The organism is Zobellella denitrificans, from assembly GCF_002237365.1.
Taxonomy (GTDB): Bacteria; Pseudomonadota; Gammaproteobacteria; order Enterobacterales; family Aeromonadaceae; genus Oceanimonas; species Oceanimonas denitrificans.
In genome coordinates this window covers 1-25793 of the sequence record NZ_NMUO01000013.1, presented here as the reverse complement: position 1 = coordinate 25793, position 25793 = coordinate 1, and the positions used below count along the sequence as shown (strand labels likewise).

Genomic DNA, 25793 nt, shown 5'->3' with positions numbered 1-25793 from the left:
TTGGTGCTCTATCCCGGGGTGGGATGGGGCACCAGCAGCCCGCTGGCCATGGCGGCGATCAACAGCAGCAGTATGATGACGGCGAACAGCAGGCGGCGACCGATATAGCGGGCCATCAGTGCCGGATCCCGGTTGCCGAGCATGGCCCTGAGACCCAGCAGCAGGTTGCCGATCATCATCAACAACAGCAAGACAATCAGTAGTTTGAACAGCATCAATCGCTTCCCGGAGAGACCAGGTCTTGAGTATAGGAAAAAGTTGGGGATTGTTGGCGCTGACCCTGCTGATGACCATGCTGATGGTCACCATGGGGATCTGGCAGTTGTCCCGGGCCGATGACAAGCGGCAGTTGTTGCAGGAATGGCAGCAGCGGCGCGACATCGCTCTGGATCTGGATGAAACCCTGGCTATCGATAACCCCTTCGGCTATCGCCTGGAGGTGAGCGGTCTTTACCTGGCCGGCGGCGATCTCTTCCTCGACAACCAGATGCACGAAGGGCGGGCGGGCTACCGCCTGATCCGCCCGCTGCAGAGCCCCTACGGCCTGCTGGCGGTGGATGCCGGCTGGTGGCCGGCGGATCCGGACCGGCGGCGGCTGCCGGTGGTGGCGGTACCGGAAGGGCCGGTGCAGTTGAATGGCGTGCTGGTCCGGCCCTACCGGCCGCCCCTTTCCCTGGGTGGCGCCCCGGATCCCCAGACCCGACGCATCAGCGGGCTGGACCCGGACCTGCTGCGGGCCCGCTGGGGCCAACGGACGCTGCCGTTCGTGTTGCGGCTGGAGACGGAGGGAACCGAGTGGCAGCCGGTGGTGATGGGGCCGGAGCGGCACCTGGGCTATGCGGTGCAGTGGTTTGCCATGGCCCTGGCGGTGTGGGTGGCGGCATTGGTGTTCTATCGGAGGCGGCATGAAACATAAACCGGTGTTGGCGTTGGTGGGGGTATTCCTGTTGCCGGTAGCCCTGGCCTGGGTCGTTCTGCAGCAGGGCTGGTTCACCCCCGGGGTCAAGGGCCAGGGGGAGTGGGTGGAGGGACGGATAGAAGGGGCCCGCCAGTGGCGGCTGCTGCTGCCGCTGGCGCCGGAATGCGGCCACTGCGCCGACGCCGCTTCCCTGTTGCACAACATCGACCTCGCCCTGGGACGGGACCAGGAAAGGGTGGCGGTGATGCCGGTGTCGGCCGGCCCCGGGCTGGAGGCCGGTTTTGTCTATATCGCGGATCCGCCCGGCCAACTCGTCATGCGCTATGCCCTGAGCGGCAACGAGCAACAGGACCGGCTGACCGGCAAGGCCCTGCTTGAGGATCTGCGTCGTCTGCTCAAGTTTTCCCGGGCCGGATAGGAGGCGCCATGCGTAAACTTTGTCTCTTTGCCTTTGCCCTGACCCTGGTGGTGGTGGTGCTGGGTGCCTATACCCGCCTCACCGACGCCGGCCTGGGCTGCCCGGACTGGCCCGGCTGCTACGGCTTTCACACCGTGCCCAAGTCCGAGCAGGCCCAGCGGCTGGCGGCGGAGCGCTTTCCCGACAGCCCGCTGGAGCCGGTCAAGGCACGCAACGAAATGGTGCACCGCTACGCGGCGGGCCTGCTGGGGGTGACCATACTGCTGATGGCGCTGTGGTCGCTGAAGGCGGTGCACCGTGCCTACCGGCTTCCCGCCTGGCTGCTGCTGGCGCTGGTGACGGGGCAGGCGACCCTGGGCATGCTGACGGTGACCCTCAACCTGCTGCCCTTCGTGGTGATGGGCCACCTGCTGGGCGGTTTTACCATACTGGCGCTGCTGTTCCTGGCCATCTGTCAGGGACGGCGAGCGATGCCCGAGCCGCCCCGGGTTGCCGGCCTGGGCGGCTGGTACCTGGCGGGGCTGGGCGCCCTGGTGCTGCAGATCGCCCTGGGTGGCTGGACCGCGGCCAACTATGCCGCCTTGTCCTGCCTGGAGCTGCCGGTGTGTCAGGGTGACTGGCTGGGCCAGTGGCAGTGGAGTGCCTTCCATCCCCATGGGGTGCCTGCCGAGACTTACCAATACGGGGTGCTCAGCCAGGAGGAGCGGGTCACCATCCATGCCGCCCACCGGCTGTGGGCCCTGGTCACCGCGTTGCTGCTGCTGGCGCTGGCCTGGCGGCTGTGGCAGCGACGCGGCATGAAGGGCTGGGGAGCCTGTCTGGCCCTGGGGGTCGCTGGCCAGCTGGCCCTGGGGGTGGCCAACGTGGTGCTGCACCTGCCGCTGGCGGTGGCGGTGGCCCACAATGCCGGGGCGGCGGCGCTATTGCTGATTTTAACGGGAACCGGAGAACGCCTCTGGCGTTACAGGGAGGAAACATGGCACGAAGCGCATTATTGCCCAGACGCTGGGAACTGACCTGGCGGGATTATTTCGCCCTTACCAAGCCCAAGGTGGTGCTGCTGATCCTGCTGACCGCCGTGGTGGGGATGTTTCTCACCGGCGCCTTGCCGAGCCCGCAACTGGTGGTGGCGGCCACCCTGGGGATAGGCCTGATGGCGGGCGGGGCGGCGGCCATCAACCATGTGCTGGACCGGCGCATCGATATCAAGATGGCCCGTACCTACCACCGGCCGGTGGCCCAGGGCCGGGTGCAGACGGTGCCCGCCCTGGCCTTTGCCTTTGCCCTCTCGGCAACAGGACTGGCGGTGCTGCTGCTGTGGGTCAACGCCCTGACCGCCTGGCTGACTCTGGCGTCCCTGCTCGGCTATGCGGTGGTCTACACCGTCTGGCTGAAACGGGCAACCCCCCAGAACATCGTCATCGGCGGCCTGGCTGGCGCCATGCCGCCCCTGCTGGGCTGGACGGCGGTAAGCGGGGGCTTCCATGGCCATGCCCTGCTGCTGGTGATGATCATCTTCGCCTGGACTCCGCCCCATTTCTGGGCGCTGGCCATCCACCGGCGCGACGACTACGCCAAGGCCGACATTCCCATGCTGCCGGTGACCCATGGCATCGAGTTCACCAAGACCTGCGTGCTGCTCTATACCCTGCTGCTCACCCTGGTGTGCCTGCTGCCCTGGGTGGTGGGCATGTCGGGCCCGCTCTACCTGCTGGGGGCATTGGCGCTCAACCTGCGTTTTATCCAGTGGGCCTGGCGCCTGAAGTTTAGACCTGGGCCGCAAACCGCACTACAATGTTTCCGCTTTTCAATCAGCCACCTGATGTGGCTGTTCGTGCTGATACTGGCGGATCACTGGATAGACTATGGCTAATACGAGCAAGCTGATATGGATAGTGGCGGTTGCCTTGCTGATAGCGGGCACCCTGAGCGGCATCGCCTGGTACAACAACCAGGAAAATAGCCTGACCGAGGCGGTAGTGGTCTACCCCGAGCCGCGGCCGCTGAAGGACATCAGCCTGCTCGACGCCGACGGCGAGCCCTTTACCGAGCAGCGGTTTGCCGGGCGCTGGAGCCTGGTGTTCGTCGGCTATACCTTCTGCCCCGATATCTGCCCCACCACCCTGGCGGATCTGGCGCGAATCTACCCCGAGCTGCGGCAACTGAACGGGCCGGTGCAGGTGGTGTTCGTGTCGGTGGATCCGGAGCGGGACACGCCCGAACGGCTCAAGGCCTACACCGCCTACTTCAATCCCGACTTCGTGGCGGCGACCGCCGGCCACGAGCGACTGATGCCGGCGGTGCAGCAGCTGGGGCTGATCTACGGTATCCACGAGCGGGAAGAGCAGGATTACCTGGTGGATCATTCCGCCTCCATCGCCCTGGTCAATCCCAGGGGGGAACTGCATGCCTCCTTCCGCCCCGGCTTCGACGAGCAGAGCATGATGCCGCTGGTCGACGGGGATGAACTGGTCCGGGATCTGGCCCGTATCCTCAGGCAATGGGGCGGCTAGGCCGCCCGTTTCTCCGCTCACCCGACGACATGGGGTCTTCCTTCTTTAGCGGGGCCGGCCACCGCCAGGTGTTCGCCCTGGCCCTGCCCATGGTGCTGTCCAACATTACCGTGCCCCTGCTCGGCCTGGTGGACACCATCGTCATCGGCCATCTGGAGCAGGCCTACTACCTGGGTGGGGTGGCGGTGGGCGCCACCATCATCAGCCTGATCTTCTGGCTGCTCGGTTTTTTACGGATGTCGACCACCGGACTGGCGGCCCAGGCCTTCGGCGCAGGTGATGGCGAGCGGCTGTTGCAGGTGCTGGCGCGGGCCCTGCTGCTGGCCTGGGGGCTGGCGTTGCTGATCCTGCTGCTGCAGTGGCCCCTGATGGAGCTGGCCTTCTGGCTGGCCGGCGGCAGCGCCGAAGTGCAGTACCATGGCCGTGAATATGTGAGCATCCGCATCTGGAGCGCGCCGGCGGCCTTGACCAACCTGGTGCTGCTGGGCTGGCTGCTGGGCAACCAGAACGCCCGGGCTCCCATGTGGTTGCTGATCCTGGGCAACGGCGCCAATATCCTGCTCGATATCTGGTTCGTGCTGGGCCTGGGCTGGCAGGTCAAGGGGGCGGCGGCGGCCTCGGTGCTGGCCGACTACCTGGCCATGGGGCTGGGGGCCTGGCTGGTCTGGCGAACGTTGCGCGGCCGCGGGCTCGGGCCCGGTGCCGGTTTCTGGCGGCGCTGCCTGAACCGCGCGGCCTTCGGCCGTCTGCTGGGGCTGAACCGGGACATCTTTATCCGTGCCCTCTGCCTGCAATTGACCTTTGCCTTTATGACCTTCCAGGGCGCCCGGCTGGGGGATGGGGTGGTGGCGGCCAATGCCGTGCTGATGAATTTCCTGATGTTCATCTCCTACGGCCTCGATGGCTTCGCCTACGCGGTGGAGGCCATGGTGGGCAAGGCGGTGGGGGAGGGCAACCGACAGCGATTCCGGCAGGCCTGCGCCCTCAACCTGTTCTGGGGCGCCCTGGTGGCGGTGCTCTTTACCCTGGTGTTCGCCCTGGCCGGTGAGCCGCTGATCGGTCTGATCACCAGTATTCCCGAGGTGCGGAGCCTGGCGGCCCTCTACCTGCCCTGGCTGGTGCTGATGCCGCTGGCCGCCTGCTGGTGCTTTATCCTCGACGGCATCTTTATCGGCACTACCCGCGGGCGGGAGATGCGCGACATGATGCTGGTCGCCACCCTGGGGGTCTTCTTCCCGGTGTGGTGGCTGGCCCGGGGTCTGGATAACCACGGCCTCTGGCTGGCCATGCTCTGCTTTATGCTGGCGCGGGGGCTGACTCTGGGCTGGGCCTGGTGGCGGCTCGATCGTCGGCAGGGTTTTACCGGCGGGGCCGTATTGATGAGAGAGACTAAAGATGTTTGAGATTGCCCTCTACGAGCCGGAAATTGCCCCCAATACCGGCAACATCATGCGCCTGGTGCGCAATAACGGCTGCCGGCTGCACCTGATCGAGCCGCTCGGCTTCGACCTGGAGGAGAAGAAGCTGCGCCGGGCCGGGCTGGATTATGCGGATTTCGGCCGGATCCAGCTGCACTCCAACTACGCGGCGTTTCTGGCGGCCATGGCCGGGCGGCGCCTGTTCGCCTGTACCACCAAGGGCAGCCGGCACCACCACGAGCCGGCCTACCAGCCCGGCGACGTGCTGCTGTTCGGACCCGAGACCCGGGGCCTGCCGGATGCGGTGCTGGCGGCGGTGGCGCCCGAATTTCGCATCCGCATCCCCATGCAGCCCGACAGCCGCAGCCTGAACCTGTCCAACGCGGTGGCGGTCATCAGCTACGAAGCCTGGCGCCAGCAGGGTTTTGCGGGAGCGCGATAAAACCATTTAGACGGTCTGGTTATTAAGGCATAACCATGAAACTCCATTGATTATTTATCGATCACTCCGGGCCTGTTCTACAATAGTGAGGCAATTTTTCAGGCAGAAGGAGACGGAGATGTTGGCAAGGCAATGTAGCTATACCCTACAGGGCGCAGAACCACTTCACGCCCACATAGTGGTCAATCCGACCGGCCTGCTGGAAGTTGATATTATCGAGCGTAATCAGCATTTTACCAGCGAGTTTGAACACGTCTACTTCAAGCGGGGCGAGCAGGGCATGGAACTGGTCTGCGAACAGTGCGACGAGGCTCCGCAACAGCAGGTCAGCCTGACTTTGCAGCGGCAGGATGCCTTCGAGCTGTATCAGATGATCGATGACGCCAAGCAGGAACTGGAATGCCTGCTGTGCGATTTATAGCAGCACTACAGCCACGGCAAGCGATTTTATTATTACCCCTCATGCCCCGCGTCCGCGGGGCATTTCATTTAGGCCCCGGCCTTCGGGGTCACATTCGCCGCTCGACGGGGGTATACTAAACCAAATCCCCTTGCCCGGCCGCGCCATGAAGCCATCTTCCTATTCCCGCCTGGTGACCACTGCCGCCGTTGCCGCGTCGGCGGTGGCCGGCACCTTGATACTGGCCAAGCTGCTGGCCTGGTTCTACACCGGCTCCGCCAGCATGCTCGCCTCCCTGACCGACTCCCTGCTGGACATCAGCGCCTCACTTATCAACCTGATGGCCATCCGTTACGCCCTGGTGCCGCCGGATCAGGACCACAAGTTCGGCCACGGCAAGGCCGAATCCCTGGCGGGGCTGGCCCAGTCGGCCTTTATCAGCGGCTCGGCCATCTTTTTGATCATCAACGGTGTTTCCCGGCTGCTGAACGCCCAGGAGGTGACCCATGCGGAGCTTGGACTCTGGGTGATGCTGTTTTCCATGGTGCTGACCATCGGCTTGGTCCTGTTCCAGGGCTATGTGATCCGGCGCACCGGCTCCGTGGCCATCCGGGCCGATCAACTGCACTATCGCTCGGATATCCTGCTCAATTTTGGCGTGCTGCTGGCCATCGCCCTGGCCTGGTACGGCTGGCACTGGGCCGATGGCGCCTTCGCGGTGCTGATCGGTGGTTACATACTGCGAGGAGCGCTGAAGATAGGCTACGACTCGGTGCAGATGTTGCTCGACAGGCAGTTGCCGGAAGAAGAGCAAAAGCGCATTATTGATACCTGTTTGGCGGTGGAAGGGGTACGTGGCCTGCATGAGCTGCGTACCCGGCAATCGGGCCCGACCCGTTTTATCCAGCTGCACCTGGAGCTGGATGATCAGCTGCCCCTGGTCCGAGCCCACCGCATCGCCGACAGGGCAGAGCGGGAACTGCGCACCCTGTTTCCCGATACCGACGTCATTATTCATATGGACCCCATCTCGGTCGTTCCCCGTGAGGCCCATTCCCAGGATATGAGTGAACATCAATTTATAGAAAACAAGGTCTAATCCATGGAAGACGGCATTCAATCCAGAACCTGGCTGCGTATCCGCGAAGAAGCCCAGCGGATGATCGCGGAAGAGCCGATGCTCGGCAGCTTTTTTTATTCCACCATCCTCAACCACGATACCCTGAAGTGTGCCCTGAGTTTTATCCTGGCCAACAAGCTGGAAAGCTCGGTGATGCCGGCCATCAGCTTGCGGGAAGTGATAGAGGTGGCGCTGGACGAAGAGCCGGCCATCCTGGACATGGTGGCCACGGATATCTGTGCGGTACAGGAGAGGGATCCGGCGGTGACGCTGTTTTCCACTCCCTTGCTGTACCTCAAAGGCTTCCACGCGCTGCAGGGCTATCGTATCTCCAACTGGCTGTGGCGCCACGGCCGCCGCTCCCTGGCTACCTATCTGCAGAACCAGATTTCGGTGGTGTTCGGGGTGGATGTGCATCCGGCGGCGCGCATCGGCAAGGGCATCATGTTCGACCACGCCACCGGCATAGTAGTGGGGGAGACGGCGGTGATCGAGGACGATGTGTCCATACTGCAGAACGTGACCCTGGGCGGCACCGGCAAGGAAGGCGGCGATCGTCACCCCAAGATCCGGGAGGGGGTGATGATCGGCGCCGGGGCCAAGATTCTGGGCAACATCGAGGTGGGCGAGGGTGCCAAGATCGGTGCCGGCAGCGTGGTGCTGGAGGCGGTGCCGGCCCACACCACCGTTGCCGGGGTGCCGGCCCGGATAGTGGGCCGGCCCGGGTCCGACAAGCCGTCGCTGGATATGAGTCAGAATATCTAGGGCGGGCGGCACAAATTGACGGCAAAGAGCCCCGGGGCCGCTTGTTGTCTTGGAGTGGCCGGGGTATGCTCGGGCGTGAGGGGCCTGCGGGCCGGATAACGATGATTAGGGGTTAGTGCATGTCTTTTGATGTATTGGAAAAACTGGAAGCCAAAATCCAGGCGGCGGTAGACACCATTTCCCTGTTGCAGATGGAAGTGGACGAGCTGAAGGAGCAAAACGGCCGTCTGGACGAAGAAAACCAGCAACTGAAGCAGCAGCACGATGCCTGGCAGGAGCGCCTGCGGGTGCTGTTGGGCAAGATCGACCAGGTGGAAGAACACGCCTGAGTACCGAACGCCGGCCATGCCGGCGTTATCTTTTTTACACCAAAGGCCGCCGCCGGTAGAACAGCAGCCCCGGCATCGCCAGTCCGATGGCCAACCCGGCCACGATAAACATCGCCTTGAGAAAGTTGGCCACCAGACTGCCCCACAGCTCCGGGGTATAGCCGTGCTGGCTGATCTCCACCAGGGCGATCATCGCCCGATAGGCGTAGACTCCCGGTATCATGGGGATCACCGCCGCCACCGTGAATACCTTGGGGTGGGCCAGGAAGCGGCGGGCCCAGTAGACCCCCAGCATCCCCACCAGGGTGGCGGCGAGAAAGCTGGCCCATTCTATCGGCATGCCGATCGCCAGCAGCAGGTAGCGGCAACCATGGCCCAGGGCCCCGCCCTGGGCGCAGTATTTGAGCGCGCTCCTGGGAACGTTGAACAGCAGGGCGAAGCCCAGCGCCGGTATCATGGCGAACAGCATGTCGTTGGCCAGCCCTGTCAGCAGCTCCATCACCACCCCCGTATTCCAAGCAGGTTCATCGCCGAGATAATGCCGATGCTGGTGGCCAGGGTCAGCAGGGTGGCCATGGTCCAGCGCGCCAGACCGGTGTTGATATAGCCCTTGACCATGTCGGCGGCGGCATTGATCAGGGGAAAGCCCGGCACCAGCATCAGCACCGAGGACGGGATGGCCAGGAAGGGTTGCTCGCCCCAGCGATGCAGCAGCCCCTGGCTGGCAATCAGGGTGGTGATGAAGGCGGTGACGGCAAAGTTGAGCAGGGGGTTGAAGTGGCGCAGGGCCAGCTCCTGGCGCACCCAGATGCCGCAGGTCGAGGCGACCAGGGTCAGGGCGAATACCGGCCAGTCGGCGCCGGCCAGGCGGGCAAAGGAGGCGCAGGAAAGCCCCACCATCAGGATCACCAGGGGGCGGGGATAGCGCAGCGGCTTGAGCCGGGCCAGCCGGCGAGCCGCGGTCCGGCCGTCGAGCAACCCTTTCTCGGCCATGATGCAGAGCCGCTGCACCTCCGACACCATCTGCATGTTGATGCCCTTGTCGGGACAGCGCCGGCAGGTGGTGAGGCAGTGTCCCCGGAGCAGGGTGGTGACGATCAGCGCATCATTGGCCAGGCTGACTTCGACTCCGTCCAGTCCGAGGGCCAGGCCGAGGCGCCGGGTCAGGGCTTCGATCAGGGCGCTTTCGGCACCATGCTGCATCAGCAACTGGCCGGCCTGGATGACCAGCCGCGACAGCTGCCGTTGTGCCGTGTCGGCTGCGGGAGAGAGCCAGTCCTGCATCACACCACCTCCTTAAAGATGATGTATTTTTACTCCGCTTTTTACCTGTTAATGTTGTCGGCTATCAATTTTTAGGTAATAAAACAAAAAAGCCTGTCCGGAGACAGGCTGCTGGCAGGATGGAACCTTATTCTATATCCAGGGGCTCGGGAGAGAGGATGATGCCGGTGGTATCGGCGTAGAGATGATCCTCGGGCAGGAAGGTCACGCCGCCGAAGTTGACCGGAATGTCCTGCTCGCCGATGTCGCTGCCGTCGGCGCCCACCGGGATGGATGCCAGGGCCTGGATGCCGATGTCCAGTTCTTCCAGGGCGTCGACTTCCCGCACACAGCCATAGCAGACAATGCCTTCCCAGCCGTTTTCCGCCGCCGTCTCGGCGATGTCGGCATCGATAAGCGCCCGGCGCAATGAGCCGCCGCCGTCGATCAGCAATACCCGACCCACGCCATTCTCCTTGACCGCCTCCATGATCAGGCCGTTGGCCTCGAAGCACTTGATGGTGGAAACGGTGCCGCCGAAGGAGCTGCGGCCGCCGAAGCTGGAGAACATGGGTTCGACCACGTCGACCATGTCCATGTAGGTATCGCACAGTTCAGAAGTATTGTATTCCATGGAATCAGCCACATCTGGAAACAAGGTGACTTTCAGTATAAAGAGGCGGGAGCGGTTTTCAATCACAATAATGTGACCGCTCCCGTTATCGGCGGGATCAGAGGATAAAACGGCTCAGATCTTCGTCTTCGACCAGGTTCTTGAGGTAGCGATCCACGTAGTCGGCGTCGATGGTGATGCTTTCGCCGGATTTGTCGGAGGCTTCATAGGACAGCTCGTCCAGCAGCCGCTCCATCACGGTGTGCAGGCGGCGGGCGCCGATGTTTTCGGTGGTCTCGTTGACCCGCCAGGCCGCTTCCGCCAGCCGGCGGATGCCATCCTGGGTGAAGGCAATGCTGACGTTTTCGGTGGCCAGCAGCGCCTTGTACTGCTCGGTAAGCGAGGCGCTGGGCTCGGTGAGGATACGTTCGAAGTCTTCGGTGGTCAGGGAGTTCAGCTCCACCCGGATCGGTAGCCGGCCCTGCAGTTCGGGGATCAGATCCGAGGGTTTGGCCACCTGGAAGGCGCCGGAGGCGATAAACAGCATGTGATCGGTGCGCACCATGCCGTGCTTGGTATTGACGGTGCAGCCTTCCACCAGGGGCAGCAGATCCCGCTGTACCCCTTCCCGGGACACGTCCGGGCCCGAGCTTTCACCGCGCTTGCAGATCTTGTCGATCTCGTCGATAAAGACGATGCCCTGGTTTTCCACCGCGGCGATGGCCTGTTCCTTCAGTTCTTCCGGGTTGAGCAGCTTGGCCGCTTCCTCTTCCACCAGCAGCTTGAGCGCATCCCTGATTTTCATTTTGCGCTGCTTGCTGGTGTTGCCGGACAAATTCTGGAACATGCTCTGCAGCTGGTTGGTCATCTCCTCCATGCCGGGAGGAGCCATGATTTCCACCCCCATCTGCGGCGCCGAGACGTTGATTTCAATCTCTTTATCGTCGAGCTGGCCCTCCCGCAACTTCTTGCGGAAGATCTGTCGGCTGTTGCTGTTGTTGTCGGCCTTTTCCTCCTCGCCCCAGGTATTGCGCGGGTTGGGCAGCAGGGCATCGAGGATGCGCTCTTCCGCCGCTTCCTCGGCCCGGTGACGGAACTTGTCCATCTGCTGTTCGCGGGTCATCTTCATGGCGATGTCGGTCAGATCGCGGATGATGGAGTCCACTTCCTTGCCGACATAGCCGACTTCGGTGAACTTGGTCGCTTCCACCTTGATGAAGGGGGCATTGGCCAGCTTGGCCAGGCGGCGGGCGATTTCGGTCTTGCCCACCCCGGTCGGGCCTATCATCAGGATGTTCTTGGGGGTGACTTCCTGGCGCAGTTCGGGCTGGAGCTGCATGCGGCGCCAGCGGTTGCGCAGGGCGATGGCCACGGCGCGCTTGGCCTCGGCCTGGCCGACGATGTGGCGGTCCAGCTCGTGGACGATTTCTCTCGGGGTCATTTCAGACATAATCAAATCCTGTAATACGGGCACCAGCAGGGAAGGGCGCCGGTGAATCAACGGCTGTAGTCGAGCTCTTCGATGGTCTGGTTGCTGTTGGTGTAGACGCAGATGTCGCCGGCGATGGTCAGCGCCTTCTCGACGATGTCGCGGGCGTCCAGCTCGGTGTTCTCCAGCAGGGCGCGGGCGGCGGCCTGGGCGAAGGCGCCGCCGGAACCGATGGCGATCAGATCCTGCTCGGGCTGTACCACGTCGCCGTTGCCGGTGATGATGAAGGAGTGTTTGTCGTCGGCCACCGCCAGCAGGGCCTCCAGCCGGCGCAGCATGCGATCGGTTCGCCAGTCCTTGGCCAGGGCCACGGCGGCGCGTTCCAGGTTGCCCTGGTGGGCCTGCAGCTTGGCTTCGAAGCGTTCCAGCAGGGTAAAGGCGTCGGCGGTGCCGCCGGCGAAGCCGGCCAGTACCTTGCCGTTGAACAGGCGGTGTACCTTGCGGGCGTTGCCTTTCATCACCGTATTGCCGAGGGAAACCTGGCCATCGCCTCCGATGACCACCTTGCCGTTACGGCGAACTGAAACGATTGTTGTCACTGTGAACCTCACTTGACGGTATGGCCAGCCGGACTGGCGGAAATGTCATGCTCACAGTAATGGGGGCGGTGGCGGGAGAGTTCAACCCTACCAGTTCCAGATAGCGCAATGATTGACGTTGGCCCGCAGCAGCTTGTGCTTGTCCTGTTCGGCCTGGCGCTTGCGCTCGTAGGGGCCGAGCACCACCCGGTACCAGACGCCATTGCTGCCCTCGGTGCGGCGGACCTGGGCCACCATGCCCTGGAAGGCGATACGGGCCTTGAGCTGCTCGGCCTGGTCGGCGGAGCGGAAGGAGCCGCATTGCATCTGGTAGCGCACGTTGGACTCTTGCTCCTTGGGCACGTCCACCACGATTTCCTTGTTTTCCAGCTGCTCGATATAGCGCCACTTTTCCACCGGGCGCTGGTCGATGGGATTGACCGGTGCCGGCGGCGGGCTCTGGGTGGTCTGGGCGGCCTTGGCGGTCGTCGCCGTGCGGGTATCGGCCGACCCCTTGACCAGGTAGATCAGGTAGCCCAGGCTGGCGCCGAGCAGCACCACCAGGGTCAGGGCCAGCCAGGGGATCCGCCGCTCCGGCGCCCGGCCGCGCCCGCCGGAGCGGGAACTGCGGCCGTTTTGCTTGGGTTTGCTGCGCCGGACGTAATCCCTGGGCATGGGTTACATGCGCTCCATGGTGTCGATACCGAGCAGCGACAGGCCCTGCTGCAGGACCTTGGCGGTGGCGGCACAGAGGCGCAGCCGGCTGGCGCGCTCGGCGGCGGACACCCCGTCCTTGTTGATGGGGCAGGCCTCGTAGAAGCTCATAAAGGCGCCGGACAGTTCGTAAAGGTAGAGGCACAGCAGGTGCGGCATGCCCTTGTCGGCCACCGACCGGACGGTGTCGTTGAACTGCACCAGCTTCTGGGCCAGGGCCTCTTCCGCCGGCGCCTGGATAAGGATGGCGCCGTCCAACTGGCCCGGGGTGATGCCGGCCTTGCGGAAGATGGATTGTACCCGGGTGTAGGCATACTGCAGGTAGGGGGCGGTGTTGCCCTCGAAGGACAGCATGTTGTCCCAGTCGAAGATATAGTCGGTGGTGCGGCTCTTGGAGAGATCGGCGTATTTCACCGCGCCCATGGCCACCCGCCTGACCACCTGGGCCTTTTCTTCGGCGCTGAGTTCGGTCTGCTTCTGTGCCAGCAGGGCGGCGGCGCGCTCCTCCGCCTCCTCGAGCAGGTCCACCAGCTTGATGGTGCCGCCGGAGCGGGTCTTGAAGGGGCGGCCGTCCTTGCCCAGCATCATGCCAAAGGCGTGGTGCTCCAGGCTGACCGACTCCGGCACATAACCGGCCTGGCGCACTATGCTCCAGGCCTGCATCAGGTGCTGGTGCTGACGGGAGTCGATGAAATAGAGCACCCGGTCGGCCCCCAACTGCTCGTAGCGGTACTTGGCGCAGGCGATGTCGGTGGTGGTGTAAAGGTAGCCGCCATCCTTCTTGCGGATGATGACCCCCATGGGATCGCCGTCCTTGTTCTTGTATTCGTCGAGGTAGACGACGATGGCGCCGTCGTCTTCCACCGCCAGGCCCTTTTTCTGCAGATCGGCGACGATGCCCGCCAGCATGGGGTTGTACATGCTTTCGCCCATCACGTCCGCCGGGCTCAGCGATACGTTGAGCCGGTCGTAGACCTGCTGGTTGTGCTGCAGGGTGATGTCCACCAGTTTCTGCCACATGTTCAGGCAATAGTCATCGCCGCCCTGCAGCCGGACCACGTAGTTGCGGGCGCGCTCGGCAAAATCCGGATCGGCGTCGTACTGCTGCTTGGATTCCCGGTAGAACTGCTCCAGATCCGACAGGCCCGAGGACAGCACAGCCGGATTTTGCTTCTCCAGCTGTTCCAGGTGGGCGATCAGCATGCCGAACTGGGTGCCCCAGTCGCCGATGTGGTTGGCACGGATCACCTTGTGGCCGAGGAATTCCAGGGTACGCACCACGGCATCGCCGATGATGGTGGAGCGCAGGTGGCCCACGTGCATCTCCTTGGCCACGTTGGGGGCGGAGTAGTCCACCACCACCGTCTGCGGCTGCTCTGCGGTCGGTACATTGGCGCGTTCGTTGGCCACCATGGCGTCTACCTGGCGGGCCAGCCAGCCGCTGTCCAGGAAAAAGTTGATAAAGCCGGGGCCGGCCAGCTCGGTCTTGGCCACCAGCTCGGAGGCGGGCAGGTTGTCCACCAGCAACTGGGCCAGGGCGCGGGGATTCTGCCCGGCGGGCTTGGCCAGCAGCAGGGCCAGGTTGGTGGCGAGATCTCCGTGGGCCTTGTCTTTGGTTCGGTCTACCTGGATGCGGGGCGCCAGCTCGGCGGGCAGCTTGCCTTGTTGTTTCAGGGTCGAGACCGTCTGCTCAAGCAGTGCTTGAATATGTTCTTTCATTATCAGTTCACCAAAATTAAGACAAGGTCGGAAGAAACCTGGGGGGAGAAATTCTACTCATAACGGTCGCAGAAAACTACCGTCAAGGGCGTGGCATGGGGCTCCCTGAAAGCGGGCCCGCTAAAAACGGGTCTTTATGGCTACTTGTTCGAGGAGGGGAGGATGTATGAAACTGGCGTTATTGCCGCTGACCCTCCACCTGATGCCCGGTGGCAAGCTGCCCTTGCGCATCTTCGAGCCCAGGTATGTAAGGATGGTCAGCGAAGCGAGCCGAAGCGGTACCGGCTTCGGCATCGGCATGCTCGATGAACTGGACGAGGAAGGCAACAGCGACCTCTTTATGCTGGGCACCCGGGTGCGGATCATCGACTTCTATACCCTGACGGATGGCCTGCTGGGCATCACCGTCGAGGCGACGGAGCGGTTTCGCATCCGCAGCCTGGAACGGGAGTCGGATGGCCTGCTGCGGGCCGAGGTCGAGCTGCTCGACAACTGGCAGTCCTGTGCCCTGTCGCCCTTCGAGCAGGTATTGTCCGACAAGTTGCAGGAAGTCTTCGCCGAATACCCGGAGCTGGCCGATTTGCATCCGGCGCCCAGCTGGCGGGACGCGGCCTGGGTGACCCAGCGCTGGCTGGAGGTGCTGCCGATCAAAGGCCAGTTGGCGCAGCTGCTGATGGCGGAAGACAGCTGCCGCCGGGCCCTGGCCTTCCTGATGTCGATGCTCAAGCCCGAGTCCCAGCCGGGCAGCCGGCACTGAGCATTACCACAACTCCACCGGATCGATATCCAGCGACCAGCGCACCTTGCGGGCCGAGGCCAGGGTTTCAATCAAGGCCAGCGCCTGCCGACAGGCGCCGGCGAGTTCGCGGCGGCTGGCGGCCTGCAACAGCAACTGGTAGCGGTACTGGCCGGCCTTTCGTTCCATCTGCGCACTCATGGGCCCGAGACAGAGCACCCCCGGCGACAGGCCGGGGGCCAGTTGCCCGGCCAGTTGCTGCAGAAATTCCTGGCAATACTGGGCACGGGTGGCCTGCACCCGGAATAGGGCCTGGAAGCTGAAGGGCGGCAAGGCAGCGGCCTGGCGTTCCCGCAGGGCGCCCTGGGCGAAATGGCGATAGCCCTGGTTGGCCAGATCCTGCAGCAGGGCGTGTTCCGGATGGTGGCTCTGCAGCACCACCCGGCCCGGCTTGCTGGCCCGGCCGGCCCGGCCCGCCACCTGAATATAGAGCTGGGCGAAGCGCTCGGTGGCGCGGAAGTCGCTGGCGAACAGGGCGCCGTCCACGTCCAGCATGGCCACCAGGGTGACGTCGGGAAAATGGTGCCCCTTGGCCAGCATCTGGGTGCCGATCAGGATCTGGTACCTGCCGGCGCGGATGCCGTCCAGATGCTGCTGGAAACTGCCCTTGCGGCGGGTGTTGTCCCGGTCGATACGGATGCTGGCGTACTGGGGAAAGAGTCCGGCCAGGGCCTGCTCCACCTGCTCGGTGCCCAGCCCGGTGCCCATCAGCTGCTGGCTGCCGCACTGGGGGCAACGGGGGGGCAAGGGGCGCTGGTGATCGCAGTGGTGGCAGTGCAGACGGGACTGCTGCCGGTGCCAGGTGTAGTGGGCGTCGCAACGTTCGCAGTCGGCCAGCCAACCGCAGTCGTGGCAGAGCAGCGCCGGGGCGTAGCCGCGGCGGTTGAGGAACAGCATCACCTGGTTGCCCTGGGCCAGTTCCTGCTCCATCAGTTGCAGCAACTGGGGGGAAAGACCGGCCTGCAACTGCACATGCTTGCTGTCCAGCAGCAGGTGCCGGGCGACGGTGGCGGTACCGGGGCGCTGGCTCAGGATCAGGTGGCGGTACTTGCCGGTGGCGGCGTTGTGCAGGCTCTCGAAGCTGGGGGTGGCCGAGCCGAGCAGGATGGGGATGTCCAACTGGCGGGCGCGCAGCAGGGCCAGATCCCGGGCGTGATAGCGAAAGCCGTCCTGCTGCTTGAAGGAGGTGTCGTGCTCCTCGTCGATGATGATAAGGCCCAGTTGCCGGAAGGGGGTCAGCAGTGCCGATCGGGTGCCGATCAGGATGGCGGTGCCGCCGTCCCGGCAGGCCAGCCAGGTATCCAGCCGCTCCCGTTCGCTCATGCCCGAATGCAGGGTACTGACCGGTGCCCGGAACCGGCGCTGGAAGCGTGCTATGGTCTGGGGGGTCAGGCCGATTTCCGGCACCAGCACCAGCACCTGCCGGCCGGCCGCGAGCACCGGCTCCATCGCCTGCAGGTAGACCTCGGTCTTGCCGGAGCCGGTGATCCCTTCCAGCAGGAAAGGCACGAATCCCTCGGCCTGGTGCAGCAGGCTGACCGCCAGGGCCTGCTCGCGGCCCAGCCGGGGCTTGTCGTCCTGGTTGATGGCCAGGGCCGGCCGCCAGTCGTCCCGTGCCGGCAACTGCTCCCGTTTTTCTATCACTCCCTTCCTGGCCAGGGTCTGGAGGATGGGGCTGCCGATGCCCCTGGCGTCCAGCTCGCCGCTGGTCAGCGGCCCCTGGCGCAGCAGGGTCAGGGCCTGCTGTTGCTTGACCGCCTGGGCGGAAACCCGCGCATCCGGCTCGAGCAGGTGCCAGTAGTCCATGCTGCGGTAGCCGGCCGTCTCCCCCTTGCGCAGCAGGGTGGGCAGGGCCTGGAAGTAGACTTCGCCGGGCGCATGCAGGTAGTAGCCGGTGGCCCAGGCCAGCAGCCGGAGATCGGCATCGGCCAGCACCGGTTCCTCGTCCAGCACCGAGTCCAGGGGCTTGAGCTTGTCGGGAGGAACCTCCGACGCCGTGGGGTGATCAAGCACCAGGGCCACCAGGGTGCGATTGCCGAACGGAACCCTGACCCGGCAGCCCCTGGCCGGCAGGGGCAGGGGGCAGAGATAGTCGAATTCCCGCCGCAACGGAACGGGCAGGACCACCCTGAGCAAGCCGTACTGGGCCGGTGTCGTCATTGGTGATTTTTCCCCCTGTTACCCTTGCCTGCAAAAAGGCGATCCTATATTATTCGCACCCTTCACAAAACGTGTATCACTCGTGTGGTGTCTGGCTCAGGATCAGATAGCGACACGGCCTACAGATAGAGGTTGTCCATGAAACAAGGTATCCACCCGGAATACAAAGAAATTGTTGCCAAATGTTCTTGCGGTAACGAGATCAAGACCCGCTCCACCCTGGGCCATGATCTGAACCTGGACGTTTGCTCCGCCTGCCACCCCTTCTACACCGGCAAGCAGAAGATTGTTGACACCGGCGGCCGTGTTGATCGCTTCAACAAGCGCTTCGGCGCCCTGTCCAGCAAGAAGTAAGCACTTCCTGCTCAAAAAAAGGCGCCCCGGGCGCCTTTTTTGTTCCTCTCTTCTTGCGCCGGAGCCGGCTCCTTTCCATGGTTACTCCTGATACCCGTGAGGAAGCGCCATGTCCCGTTGGAAATACATTCTTGTCCTGCTGTGCTGGCCGCCCGTGGCCGTGGCCGGCTGCCCCCATTTGCAGCCGGATGAAGAGGTGCTTGTTCGCCATGTTATAGATGGTGATACTGTTATCTTGAAAGATGACAGGGTTATTCGCTTTATCGGCGTGGATGCGCCAGAATTAAACAAACACAACAATGGCTTGCCGGAGTTCGGCGCCGAGGCAGCGCGGGACTGGCTTGTAAATAAAATTGTAAAACAGAGTCAATTGAAACTGGTTTTTGGGGTCAAAAGACGTGATGATTATGGCCGCTGGCTGGCCCACCCGCTCACGTCCGAGGGCGAGCTGCTGGTCACGCAGATGCTGACCCAGGGGCTGGGCCGGCTGATGCTGTTTCCGCCCAATCACGACTACTGGCCCTGCTGGCTGGAGGCGGAGCGGCAGGCTCGACGTAGCCGCCGGGGTATCTGGTCGATACCGCTTGCCGCGACGCCCGTCGCGGCCGGCTGGCAGCAGCTTTCAGGCCTCGTGGTCCGGGGCATTTCGGGACGAGGAAGGTTGGAACTCGTGCTGGAGGGCGAGCTCAGGATCCGGGCCGGCAAACGGCTGCCGTCCGAAGCCCGCCATCGATTGGCGCTGCTCGGGCCGGGTGACCGCCTGTTCGTCCGGGGCTGGGTCAGGCCCGCCGGGAATGGTTGGCAGCTGTGGCTAAACCATCCCTGGCAGTTTTACCAGGAAAAAGTTAGTGATTGTGCTGGGCAATGTTGAATAAGTTGACTACTATCACATTGTATAAACATTGTGGTAAACTTGTTCACACTTTAAAAGCACAAATGTCAACAATCGCATCAGGGTACTCGCAGAATGACCGACTTTCGTCAAAAAGCGCTCGACTATCATGCCTTCCCCAAGCCGGGCAAGATCTCCGTCGAAATCAGCAAACCGGCAGAAACCGCCAAGGATCTCGCCCTCGCCTACAGCCCGGGCGTGGCCGAGCCGGTGCGTGAGATCGCTGCCGATCCCGAGAACGCCTACAAATATACCGCCAAGGGCAACCTGGTGGCGGTGATCAGTAACGGTACCGCCATCCTCGGCCTGGGCAATCTGGGCCCGCTGGCCTCCAAGCCGGTGATGGAAGGCAAGGCCCTGCTGTTCAAGCGGTTCGCCGGTCTCGACTCCATCGACATCGAAGTCAAGCACCGCACCACCGAAGAATTCATTCAGACCGTGGCGGCCATCGCCGACACCTTCGGCGGCATCAACCTGGAAGACATCAAGGCGCCCGAGTGCTTCGAGATCGAAAAAGCCCTGATCGAGCGCTGCAACGTGCCCGTGTTCCACGATGACCAGCACGGGACCGCCATCGTCACCGCCGCCGGCATGCTCAACGCCCTCGAGATCCAGGGCAAGAACATCCACGACGTGCGCATCGTCTGCATGGGCGCCGGTGCCGCTGCCGTGGCCTGTATGGAACTGCTGATCAAGTGTGGTGCCCAGCGCGAGAACATCTACATGCTGGACCGCAAGGGCGTGATCCACACCCGCCGCGACGACCTGAACGAGTACAAGGAACTGTTCGCCAACAACACCGACAAGCGCACCCTGGAAGATGTGATCACCGACGCCGATGTGTTTGTGGGCGTATCCGGTCCGGATGTGCTGCCGGCGGAAGCGGTGGCGATGATGGCGGAAAAGCCGGTGATCTTCGCCTGCTCCAACCCGGATCCGGAAATCAAGCCCGAGCTGGCTCATTCCGTGCGCCAGGATCTGGTGATGGGGACCGGTCGCTCCGACTATCCCAACCAGGTCAACAACGTGCTGTGCTTCCCCTTCATCTTCCGCGGTGCCCTGGACGTGCGTGCGTCCCGCATCAACGACGAGATGAAAGTGGCGGCCGTAGAAGCCATCCGTAGCCTGGCCAAGGAGCCGGTGCCCCAGGAAGTGCTGGCCGCGGCCGGCGTGGAAGCTCTGGAATTCGGCAAGGACTACGTGATCCCGAAGCCGATGGATCCGCGCCTGTTGCCGCGCGTGGCCCGCGCCGTGGCCGTGGCTGCGGTCGAGTCCGGTGTGGCCGGCATCGAGCTGCCGGCCAACTATATGCTGGACTGAGCACCGGTCCGGTAACAGAAAAAGGGGAGCTTCGGCTCCCCTTTTTGCTTGATGACAAAGTCGTCTGTTTCACTGATATGAGCCGGCCAAAGGGCCAACTCCGCCTACACGCCGCAAGTACGTCCATGTAGGCTCGCACATGCCGAATGTCGCGGAAACCGTCGGTATCGCCGCGCTGCGACTTGTCACTGGCAACTCGGTCGCGGCGATACCTCCGGTGCAAGGCGCTCCGCGCCCCCTGGCAGGTGACGGTCGGCGGAGCAGTTCCCTTTGTCCGCCTGTTTTGGCATAACCGTTGCCTGCGTAAGCCAGCCTGAAGGTTTGTCAGCAATCTGAAAGGGACTTCGGCTCCCCTTCTGCATTACGGCTTGCGGGTCAGGTAAACCCCGGCTTCCATATGGTGGGTGTAGGGGAACTGGTCGAACAGGGCGAAGCGGCTGATCCTGTGCGTGTCGGCCAGGGTATCCAGGTTTTGTCGCAGGGTCTCCGGGTTGCAGGAAATATAGACGATATTGTCGTATTCCTGCACCAGGCGTACGGTATCCTCGTCCAGGCCGGCCCGGGGCGGGTCCACCAGTATGGTGTTGCAGTGGTAGCCTTGCAGGTCGATACCCTGCAGGCGGCGAAACTCGCGCACACCGCGCATGGCCTGGGTGAATTCTTCCGCCGACATCCGCAGTATGGTGACGTTGTCGATGCCGTTGGCGGCGATGTTGTATTGGGCCGACTTGACCGAGGAGCTGGAGATTTCGGTGGCCAGCACCCGGCGGAAGTTGGCCGCCAGGGCCAGGGAGAAGTTGCCGTTGCCGCAGTAGAGCTCGAGCAGATCGCCCGCGGCACCCCGGGTGACATCCAGGGCCCAGGCCAGCATCTGCTCGTTCATCCGGCCGTTGGGCTGGGTAAAGCTGTTTTCCACCTGCTGGTAGACCAGCTCCCGGCCCGCCACCTGCAGTTTCTCGACCACATAGTCGCGCTCCACCACCCACTTCTGCTTCTTGGCCCGGCCGATGATGTCGACCACTATACCCAGTTCACGCAACTGAGTGCGCAAGGCCCGCGCCGCCTGCTGCCAGTCTTCATCCAGCTGGCGGTGGTAGAGCAGGCTTATCACCAGCTCACCGCTGAGGGACGACAGAAAGTCCACCTGGAACAGCTTGCGGCGCAGTACCGGCGAGGGGCGCAAGGCATCCAGCAACAGCGGCATGGCCCTGTTGATCAGCAGCGAGGCGGCGGGGAACTGTTCGACCCGGTATTTCTGCTTGCTGGCCTGATCGAACATGATGTAGTAGAGATCGTCCCCCTGGTGCCACACCCGAAACTCGGCCCGCATCCGGTAATGCTCCGGAGCGGAGGCGAACACCTCCAACGCCGGCGGGGCAAAGCCGGCAAACTCCTGCCGCAGGCGTTCGGCCTTTTCGTCCAGCTGGCGGGGGTAATGGGTGGTATCGAGGTGGGTCATGATCGGGCTCCTGTACAGCGAGCCGCCGATTCTAAGGACTCTGGCTCATTTGTCCAGTTTGTGGCCGATGGAAGCGCGGGCGGGTGCTTCGTTGTAGCCATCCAGCATTCTTTATGGCTGTTTTTGATATACAGCCGGGGGGGCTTTCCCTATAATGCCCACCGCTTTGGTGCCGACAGGCGTAAACGGGAATCCGGTGTAAATCCGGAGCTGGCGCGCAGCGGTAATAAGGAACGAAAGCGACGCGGGGGAAAGCCCCGAGCACTGCCCGGCATGGGCGGGAAGCTGTCGCCTAGGTGGATGCCATGCATCTGTGCCTTTAAGCCCGAATACCTGCCAAGGCGGCTGTCCAGGAAGGGCCTGGCAGCCGATGCTACGCGTTCTAGGGAAGCACAAGATGTCTAAACAATGGCTGGCAGCCGCCTTGCTGCCGTGGGCGGCCTTTGCCCAGAATTCCTCCGACTCTACCGATATCACCATCTACAACCGGGTAACGCAACCGCTCACCAGCGCGCTGGCTCCGGTGGAAGTGATCACCAAATCCGAAATCGAACGGCGGCAGCCCCGCTCCCTGGTGGATCTGCTGGAAACCCTGCCGGGGATGCAGTTCGGCAGCCAGAACGGCGGCATTGGTCAGCAATCGAGTTTATTTGTCCGTGGCACCAACTCGGATCATGTGCTGGTGCTGATGAACGGCAGACCCATGGCGCAGATGGTATCCAGCAATGTCGATTTCAGCCAGTTACCGGTCTCCAATGTGGAGCGCATCGAGTATATCCGTGGTCCCCGCGCCGCCATCTACGGCTCCAAGGCCATCGGTGGGGTGGTCAATATCATCACTACATCCGAAGTGAACACTACTCAGGTTGGTGTCACCACCGGCAGCAATGATTACTATGCCGCCGATCTGTCCATCAACCAGTGGGTGACTGATGCCACCCGGCTGCAATTGGCCTCTGGTTATCGTGAGACCCGGGGCTATGATGTGCAGCCTGGCAATAATCAGCCCGATAGAGATGGTTTTGAAAGTAAAAATCTGACTCTGGGTATTGAGCATCAGTTAAACCAGCAATGGACCTTGGATGCCAATTTCAATGGTTGGAAGAATAACCTTGAATATGATGGCTGGACCGATATTAATGAAACGAAGGCCTACCAGATTGATACGGGTATTCGTTATCAGGGCAAGGAGTTAGTTGGCCAACTGAACGCCAGCTATGGTGAATACGAAGCGGAAGACTGGAATAAAGGGGCTGGTCGCCAAACTGCTTCCAATACCAGCACTGCCACTACCCGTCTCGATGGCTTGACCCAGTACCACTACTCCGAACAGGGCTATGTACTGATGGGAATGGACTGGCAGCGGGATCGGCTGCTGGCTAGAACCACAGGCACCACCGCTCCTGACCGAGACAATACTGGTGTTTACGCATCCGTCTTTCATACTTGGGCTCCGGTATCAATCGAGCTGACCGGCCGGATGGATGATAATGAACAGTTTGGTACTTACGGAACTTGGCAGAGTGCCTTGTCGGTTGCCTTGCCCGAGCAGCATAAGGCTACATTAAGCTATGGCACTGCATTTAGAGCACCAAATTTACTGGAATTATACGCTTTTTGGGGGAACCCAAATTTCGATCCAGAGGAGTCCGAAAACTGGGAGTTGTCATTCACAGGTGACTATCAGAGGTTTAATTGGCAACTGAATTTGTATCGTAATGAAATTGATAACTTGCTTTTTAGTCAAAGCCCAACAAGGAAGGACAGTACAGATACGCTAATCAAAGGTGCAGAGTTTGTAGTGAAAGCTACGACTGGTCCTGTACACCATACCGCCAGCTATGAATACACCGACGCGGAAGATCAGCGTGCTCCTAACCAAGGTAAACAATTAGTTAACCGTGCGAAGCGCAAACTCAGCTGGACCGGTGACATCGATATAGCTAACACTAACCTGTTTGCTCAGGTGTTGTATGTCGGTGATCGTGAAACATTTGATGCAAATACTTTTGCGAGAACCTTTACACCCTCCTACACCATCTGGAATATCGGTGCCCGCTATCCGCTGACCAGCAACCTGACCCTGAATGGCAAGGTGAACAACCTGTTCGACAAGGACTACCAGGTGGTCTCCGGCTACGATGCCCCCGGCATGGAGTTCTATATCGGCGCCGACTACCGCTTCTGACCCTTTAAGCCGGCCTTTGTGCCGGCTTTTTCATCCCCGCTTTTGGCGTTATCATGGCGGCCTTGCACAGCGAGGGCAGCCAGTGGCATCCATTCTTCTTTTCGACTCCGGCATGGGCGGCCTGTCCATTTACCGCGAGGTACAGCGGGCCTTGCCCGGGCACCAGTATCTGTACCTGTTCGACAATGCCTGCTTTCCTTACGGCGAACTGAGCGAACAGCGACTGGTCAGCCGGGTAGTAGAGCTGTTCGACACCTTTGTAAGCCGTTATCCGGTCGATATCGTGGTTATCGCCTGTAACACCGCCAGTACCTATGTGCTGCCGGCGTTGCGCCAGCGATTGCAGATCCCCGTGGTTGGGGTGGTGCCTGCCATCAAACCGGCCGCCGAGCACAGTCGCGCTTATGGGCACGGCCGGGTCGGCCTGCTGGCCACTCCCGGTACCGTTTCCCGGCAATATACCGCCGACCTTATTCGCAACTTCGCCGCCGATCTCGATGTTTCCGCTATCGGCACCACCGAACTGGTCAAGATGGCCGAAGACAAGCTCTCCGGTCAGGGGGTTGATCGGCAACGGCTGGGACGGGTATTGGCGCCCTGGCTGGGGGTGTGGCGGCCGGATACGGTGGTGCTGGGCTGTACCCACTTCCCGCTGTTGGCCGAAGAGCTGCGCCTCTGGCTGCCCGATACCAGGCTGATCGACTCGGGAGAGGCCATTGCCCGTCGGGTGGCCAGCCTGCTGTCGCCAGAAGCCCTCCCCGGGCAGGGAGAGAGGGCCAGGCTGTTTTGCACCGAATGGACGACCAAGGCCCGGTTGCAGGCCGCCGCCTTTGCCAAGGAGGGATTTGGCGAGCTGCAATGCCTCTTCCCCTAGGGGGAGCAAACTCAGGACGGTGTCTGCTCGCCGTCTTCCTCGTCGTCCTTGCGTTCATTCGCCTCCCTGACTTTCAGGGTGCGCTGTTGAAACTCCGAATCATTCAGCGCCTGTTGGGCGGCCAGCGCCGCCTCTCTTGGCATCTCCACAAAACCGAAACCACGCCGCTTGCCGGTGTGCTTGTCCTTCATCAACCGTACCGACAGCACCTGGCCGTAGTTTTCGAACAGGGTTCTCACAGAGGCTTCATTGGCCCTGTAGGGCAGATTACCCACATAAAGGGTAATGGTCGGTATGACCTCCGGCGCCGGCGCCCGGACCAGCAAAGGGACTATCAGGCCCCCGAACAGCAGGCCGAGCGCAAAAAGAAGGGAAGGGGAGAGACTTGATGCTGTCCAACTGATGGCCAGGTAGCCGAGCAGGGCCAGCACAAGAGCGAAAAGGGCGGACTGAACATAAATGGGATACTGGAATAGCTTCATCGGCAATCTAATCTCAAGCTGGCTGAACGGATGCGGCGTATCGGAAGCCTGGGCAACGAAGTCTACGCCATTGCTAACAGCATAGTCTCAATTGGAGTTCGGCGGCCAACGGTGTCAGGGAAAAGCAGGCAGAAATGTGATCTCCCAGTATGAAGGTCGTTGGGTCGAGCAAAATAGCATCAGTTAGTGGGCCCCCGGTGCAGCCGGATGTGCATAACCCTGTGGTTAAGCTGTATTTTTGCTGGGTTAATCAGCGCTTGGTGGCAAAAGTGATGTTTTTCACAAAAAAGCCCTTGCGCAAAAAACGCGGCTCCCTATAATGCGCCCTCACTGACACGGCGGAACACGCCGGTGGTCACAAGCGGAAAAACTTCGGTTTTGAGGCTTGACGAATCAAACGGACGGCGTAGAATGCGCAGCCCTGACCCGCTAACGGTCAACGCTCTTTAACAACTTATCAAGCAAACTGTGTGGGCACTCGCAGTGGTTGGGAAGCAAAAAATATTGTTTTTCAATGATTGTCGAAGTGCACAAACACTTCAGTAATTCATTGAGCATCAAACTTAAATTGAAGAGTTTGATCATGGCTCAGATTGAACGCTGGCGGCAGGCCTAACACATGCAAGTC

The 25793-nt window shown here is 62.1% G+C and carries 28 protein-coding genes, 1 rRNA gene and 1 riboswitch; of the genes, 18 read left to right on the top strand and 11 right to left on the bottom strand.

From position 1 onward, the window contains the following. Positions 1-8: 8 nt before the first annotated feature. Positions 9-215 (bottom strand): DUF2909 family protein, encoded by a 207-nt coding sequence (locus tag CGX12_RS04830; RefSeq protein ID WP_094038765.1) that lies wholly within the window; start codon positions 213-215, stop codon positions 9-11. Positions 216-241: 26 nt separating this feature from the next. Here CGX12_RS04830 and CGX12_RS04825 point away from each other — a divergent pair, with 26 nt between their 5' ends. The 11 genes from CGX12_RS04825 (at position 242) to CGX12_RS04775 (ending at position 8324) form a co-directional block, all read left to right on the top strand. After that, positions 242-916, top strand: a complete 675-nt coding sequence (locus CGX12_RS04825) for an SURF1 family protein (protein WP_094038764.1) — start codon at positions 242-244, stop codon at positions 914-916. Next, complete coding sequence (locus CGX12_RS04820) at positions 906-1337, top strand: redox-active disulfide-containing membrane protein (RefSeq protein WP_094038763.1); 432 nt, start codon at positions 906-908, stop codon at positions 1335-1337. Before CGX12_RS04825 ends, CGX12_RS04820 begins: the two co-directional genes overlap by 11 nt. Positions 1338-1345: 8 nt before the next feature. Further along, the gene (locus CGX12_RS04815; RefSeq protein ID WP_094038762.1) at positions 1346-2353 is read left to right on the top strand and encodes a COX15/CtaA family protein; all 1008 of its coding nucleotides are present in this window, start codon (positions 1346-1348) and stop codon (positions 2351-2353) included. Continuing rightward, complete coding sequence (gene cyoE / locus CGX12_RS04810) at positions 2314-3210, top strand: heme o synthase (protein WP_094038761.1); 897 nt, start codon at positions 2314-2316, stop codon at positions 3208-3210. The genes CGX12_RS04815 and cyoE overlap by 40 nt, the downstream gene beginning before the upstream one ends. After that, positions 3203-3850: an SCO family protein gene (locus CGX12_RS04805; protein WP_094038760.1), complete on the top strand. Its 648-nt coding sequence runs from the start codon at positions 3203-3205 to the stop codon at positions 3848-3850. Before cyoE ends, CGX12_RS04805 begins: the two co-directional genes overlap by 8 nt. 29 nt (positions 3851-3879) lie before the next feature. Next, positions 3880-5253: an MATE family efflux transporter DinF gene (gene dinF / locus CGX12_RS04800; RefSeq protein WP_094038759.1), complete on the top strand. Its 1374-nt coding sequence runs from the start codon at positions 3880-3882 to the stop codon at positions 5251-5253. Beyond that, a complete protein-coding gene (locus CGX12_RS04795) occupies positions 5246-5710 on the top strand; it encodes a tRNA (cytidine(34)-2'-O)-methyltransferase (RefSeq protein WP_094038758.1) in 465 nt (154 codons plus the stop codon). Before dinF ends, CGX12_RS04795 begins: the two co-directional genes overlap by 8 nt. Positions 5711-5828: 118 nt before the next feature. After that, positions 5829-6131 carry a hypothetical protein gene (locus CGX12_RS04790; RefSeq protein ID WP_094038757.1) on the top strand — a complete coding sequence of 101 codons (303 nt, stop codon included), beginning with the start codon at positions 5829-5831 and terminating at the stop codon, positions 6129-6131. 145 nt (positions 6132-6276) lie between these two features. Further along, positions 6277-7209 (top strand): cation efflux pump FieF, encoded by a 933-nt coding sequence (gene fieF / locus CGX12_RS04785; protein WP_094038756.1) that lies wholly within the window; start codon positions 6277-6279, stop codon positions 7207-7209. Between the two features lie 3 nt (positions 7210-7212). Next, entirely contained in the window at positions 7213-7995 is a 783-nt protein-coding gene (gene cysE / locus CGX12_RS04780) for a serine O-acetyltransferase (RefSeq protein ID WP_094038755.1), read from the top strand. A gap of 119 nt (positions 7996-8114) precedes the next feature. Next, positions 8115-8324: a cell division protein ZapB gene (locus CGX12_RS04775; protein WP_094038754.1), complete on the top strand. Its 210-nt coding sequence runs from the start codon at positions 8115-8117 to the stop codon at positions 8322-8324. Between the two features lie 34 nt (positions 8325-8358). Here CGX12_RS04775 and CGX12_RS04770 read toward each other — a convergent pair whose 3' ends face one another. The 7 genes from CGX12_RS04770 to argS form a co-directional block, all read right to left on the bottom strand. Continuing rightward, positions 8359-8826 carry a threonine/serine exporter family protein gene (locus CGX12_RS04770; RefSeq protein ID WP_217898117.1) on the bottom strand — a complete coding sequence of 156 codons (468 nt, stop codon included), beginning with the start codon at positions 8824-8826 and terminating at the stop codon, positions 8359-8361. Beyond that, positions 8823-9608, bottom strand: coding sequence for a threonine/serine exporter family protein (locus CGX12_RS04765; protein WP_094038752.1), 786 nt, complete (start codon positions 9606-9608; stop codon positions 8823-8825). Before CGX12_RS04765 ends, CGX12_RS04770 begins: the two co-directional genes overlap by 4 nt. A 127-nt stretch (positions 9609-9735) precedes the next feature. Next, positions 9736-10221 (bottom strand): ribonuclease E activity regulator RraA, encoded by a 486-nt coding sequence (rraA, locus tag CGX12_RS04760; RefSeq protein ID WP_094038751.1) that lies wholly within the window; start codon positions 10219-10221, stop codon positions 9736-9738. Between the two features lie 97 nt (positions 10222-10318). Then, positions 10319-11650, bottom strand: a complete 1332-nt coding sequence (gene hslU / locus CGX12_RS04755; protein WP_094038750.1) for an ATP-dependent protease ATPase subunit HslU — start codon at positions 11648-11650, stop codon at positions 10319-10321. Between the two features lie 47 nt (positions 11651-11697). Then, entirely contained in the window at positions 11698-12228 is a 531-nt protein-coding gene (gene hslV / locus CGX12_RS04750) for an ATP-dependent protease subunit HslV (RefSeq protein WP_094038749.1), read from the bottom strand. Between the two features lie 87 nt (positions 12229-12315). Beyond that, the gene (locus CGX12_RS04745; RefSeq protein ID WP_094038748.1) at positions 12316-12882 is read right to left on the bottom strand and encodes an SPOR domain-containing protein; all 567 of its coding nucleotides are present in this window, start codon (positions 12880-12882) and stop codon (positions 12316-12318) included. 3 nt (positions 12883-12885) lie between these two features. Further along, complete coding sequence (gene argS / locus CGX12_RS04740; protein ID WP_094038747.1) at positions 12886-14640, bottom strand: arginine--tRNA ligase; 1755 nt, start codon at positions 14638-14640, stop codon at positions 12886-12888. A 166-nt stretch (positions 14641-14806) separates the two neighbouring features. Between argS and CGX12_RS04735 the strand changes: the two genes are divergently transcribed. Next, positions 14807-15397 (top strand): LON peptidase substrate-binding domain-containing protein, encoded by a 591-nt coding sequence (locus tag CGX12_RS04735; protein ID WP_094038746.1) that lies wholly within the window; start codon positions 14807-14809, stop codon positions 15395-15397. A gap of 3 nt (positions 15398-15400) precedes the next feature. Here the strand turns inward: CGX12_RS04735 and priA are convergent, their stop codons facing one another. Next, a complete protein-coding gene (gene priA / locus CGX12_RS04730) occupies positions 15401-17596 on the bottom strand; it encodes a primosomal protein N' (protein ID WP_094038745.1) in 2196 nt (731 codons plus the stop codon). A gap of 138 nt (positions 17597-17734) precedes the next feature. Here priA and rpmE point away from each other — a divergent pair, with 138 nt between their 5' ends. The 3 genes from rpmE to CGX12_RS04715 all read left to right on the top strand — a co-directional run bounded on the left by rpmE (position 17735) and on the right by CGX12_RS04715 (position 20162). Then, positions 17735-17950: a 50S ribosomal protein L31 gene (rpmE, locus tag CGX12_RS04725; protein WP_094038744.1), complete on the top strand. Its 216-nt coding sequence runs from the start codon at positions 17735-17737 to the stop codon at positions 17948-17950. A gap of 109 nt (positions 17951-18059) precedes the next feature. Further along, positions 18060-18821, top strand: a complete 762-nt coding sequence (locus CGX12_RS04720; protein ID WP_094038743.1) for a thermonuclease family protein — start codon at positions 18060-18062, stop codon at positions 18819-18821. Between the two features lie 96 nt (positions 18822-18917). Beyond that, positions 18918-20162 (top strand): malic enzyme-like NAD(P)-binding protein, encoded by a 1245-nt coding sequence (locus CGX12_RS04715; RefSeq protein WP_094038742.1) that lies wholly within the window; start codon positions 18918-18920, stop codon positions 20160-20162. Between the two features lie 361 nt (positions 20163-20523). Here CGX12_RS04715 and trmA read toward each other — a convergent pair whose 3' ends face one another. Then, complete coding sequence (gene trmA, locus CGX12_RS04710; protein WP_094038741.1) at positions 20524-21621, bottom strand: tRNA (uridine(54)-C5)-methyltransferase TrmA; 1098 nt, start codon at positions 21619-21621, stop codon at positions 20524-20526. Positions 21622-21771: 150 nt separating this feature from the next. Further along, positions 21772-21976, top strand: a riboswitch (cobalamin riboswitch). 42 nt (positions 21977-22018) lie between these two features. Here trmA and CGX12_RS04705 point away from each other — a divergent pair. Both CGX12_RS04705 and murI read left to right on the top strand, forming a co-directional pair. Continuing rightward, positions 22019-23809: a TonB-dependent receptor domain-containing protein gene (locus CGX12_RS04705; RefSeq protein WP_094038795.1), complete on the top strand. Its 1791-nt coding sequence runs from the start codon at positions 22019-22021 to the stop codon at positions 23807-23809. Positions 23810-23891: 82 nt separating this feature from the next. Continuing rightward, positions 23892-24683 carry a glutamate racemase gene (murI, locus tag CGX12_RS04700; protein WP_232513362.1) on the top strand — a complete coding sequence of 264 codons (792 nt, stop codon included), beginning with the start codon at positions 23892-23894 and terminating at the stop codon, positions 24681-24683. 11 nt (positions 24684-24694) lie between these two features. Here murI and CGX12_RS04695 read toward each other — a convergent pair whose 3' ends face one another. Then, on the bottom strand, positions 24695-25165 hold the full coding sequence (locus tag CGX12_RS04695) for an RNA recognition motif domain-containing protein (RefSeq protein ID WP_094038739.1): 471 nt from the start codon (positions 25163-25165) through the stop codon (positions 24695-24697). A gap of 565 nt (positions 25166-25730) precedes the next feature. On the opposite strand from CGX12_RS04695, the gene CGX12_RS04690 reads away from it, so the two are divergent. Then, positions 25731-25793 (top strand): 16S ribosomal RNA (locus tag CGX12_RS04690); the annotation flags it as partial.

Coding starts and splice junctions, on each gene's coding strand:
- CGX12_RS04830 (WP_094038765.1), bottom strand. CDS start 215: ATGCTGTTCAAACTACTGATTGTCTTGCTGTTGTTGATGATGATCGGC.
- CGX12_RS04820 (WP_094038763.1), top strand. CDS start 906: ATGAAACATAAACCGGTGTTGGCGTTGGTGGGGGTATTCCTGTTGCCG.
- CGX12_RS04815 (WP_094038762.1), top strand. CDS start 1,346: ATGCGTAAACTTTGTCTCTTTGCCTTTGCCCTGACCCTGGTGGTGGTG.
- cyoE (WP_094038761.1), top strand. CDS start 2,314: ATGGCACGAAGCGCATTATTGCCCAGACGCTGGGAACTGACCTGGCGG.
- CGX12_RS04805 (WP_094038760.1), top strand. CDS start 3,203: ATGGCTAATACGAGCAAGCTGATATGGATAGTGGCGGTTGCCTTGCTG.
- dinF (WP_094038759.1), top strand. CDS start 3,880: ATGGGGTCTTCCTTCTTTAGCGGGGCCGGCCACCGCCAGGTGTTCGCC.
- CGX12_RS04795 (WP_094038758.1), top strand. CDS start 5,246: ATGTTTGAGATTGCCCTCTACGAGCCGGAAATTGCCCCCAATACCGGC.
- CGX12_RS04790 (WP_094038757.1), top strand. CDS start 5,829: ATGTTGGCAAGGCAATGTAGCTATACCCTACAGGGCGCAGAACCACTT.
- fieF (WP_094038756.1), top strand. CDS start 6,277: ATGAAGCCATCTTCCTATTCCCGCCTGGTGACCACTGCCGCCGTTGCC.
- cysE (WP_094038755.1), top strand. CDS start 7,213: ATGGAAGACGGCATTCAATCCAGAACCTGGCTGCGTATCCGCGAAGAA.
- CGX12_RS04775 (WP_094038754.1), top strand. CDS start 8,115: ATGTCTTTTGATGTATTGGAAAAACTGGAAGCCAAAATCCAGGCGGCG.
- CGX12_RS04765 (WP_094038752.1), bottom strand. CDS start 9,608: ATGCAGGACTGGCTCTCTCCCGCAGCCGACACGGCACAACGGCAGCTG.
- rraA (WP_094038751.1), bottom strand. CDS start 10,221: ATGGAATACAATACTTCTGAACTGTGCGATACCTACATGGACATGGTC.
- hslU (WP_094038750.1), bottom strand. CDS start 11,650: ATGTCTGAAATGACCCCGAGAGAAATCGTCCACGAGCTGGACCGCCAC.
- CGX12_RS04745 (WP_094038748.1), bottom strand. CDS start 12,882: ATGCCCAGGGATTACGTCCGGCGCAGCAAACCCAAGCAAAACGGCCGC.
- argS (WP_094038747.1), bottom strand. CDS start 14,640: ATGAAAGAACATATTCAAGCACTGCTTGAGCAGACGGTCTCGACCCTG.
- CGX12_RS04735 (WP_094038746.1), top strand. CDS start 14,807: ATGAAACTGGCGTTATTGCCGCTGACCCTCCACCTGATGCCCGGTGGC.
- priA (WP_094038745.1), bottom strand. CDS start 17,596: ATGACGACACCGGCCCAGTACGGCTTGCTCAGGGTGGTCCTGCCCGTT.
- rpmE (WP_094038744.1), top strand. CDS start 17,735: ATGAAACAAGGTATCCACCCGGAATACAAAGAAATTGTTGCCAAATGT.
- CGX12_RS04720 (WP_094038743.1), top strand. CDS start 18,060: ATGTCCCGTTGGAAATACATTCTTGTCCTGCTGTGCTGGCCGCCCGTG.
- CGX12_RS04715 (WP_094038742.1), top strand. CDS start 18,918: ATGACCGACTTTCGTCAAAAAGCGCTCGACTATCATGCCTTCCCCAAG.
- trmA (WP_094038741.1), bottom strand. CDS start 21,621: ATGACCCACCTCGATACCACCCATTACCCCCGCCAGCTGGACGAAAAG.
- CGX12_RS04705 (WP_094038795.1), top strand. CDS start 22,019: ATGTCTAAACAATGGCTGGCAGCCGCCTTGCTGCCGTGGGCGGCCTTT.
- CGX12_RS04695 (WP_094038739.1), bottom strand. CDS start 25,165: ATGAAGCTATTCCAGTATCCCATTTATGTTCAGTCCGCCCTTTTCGCT.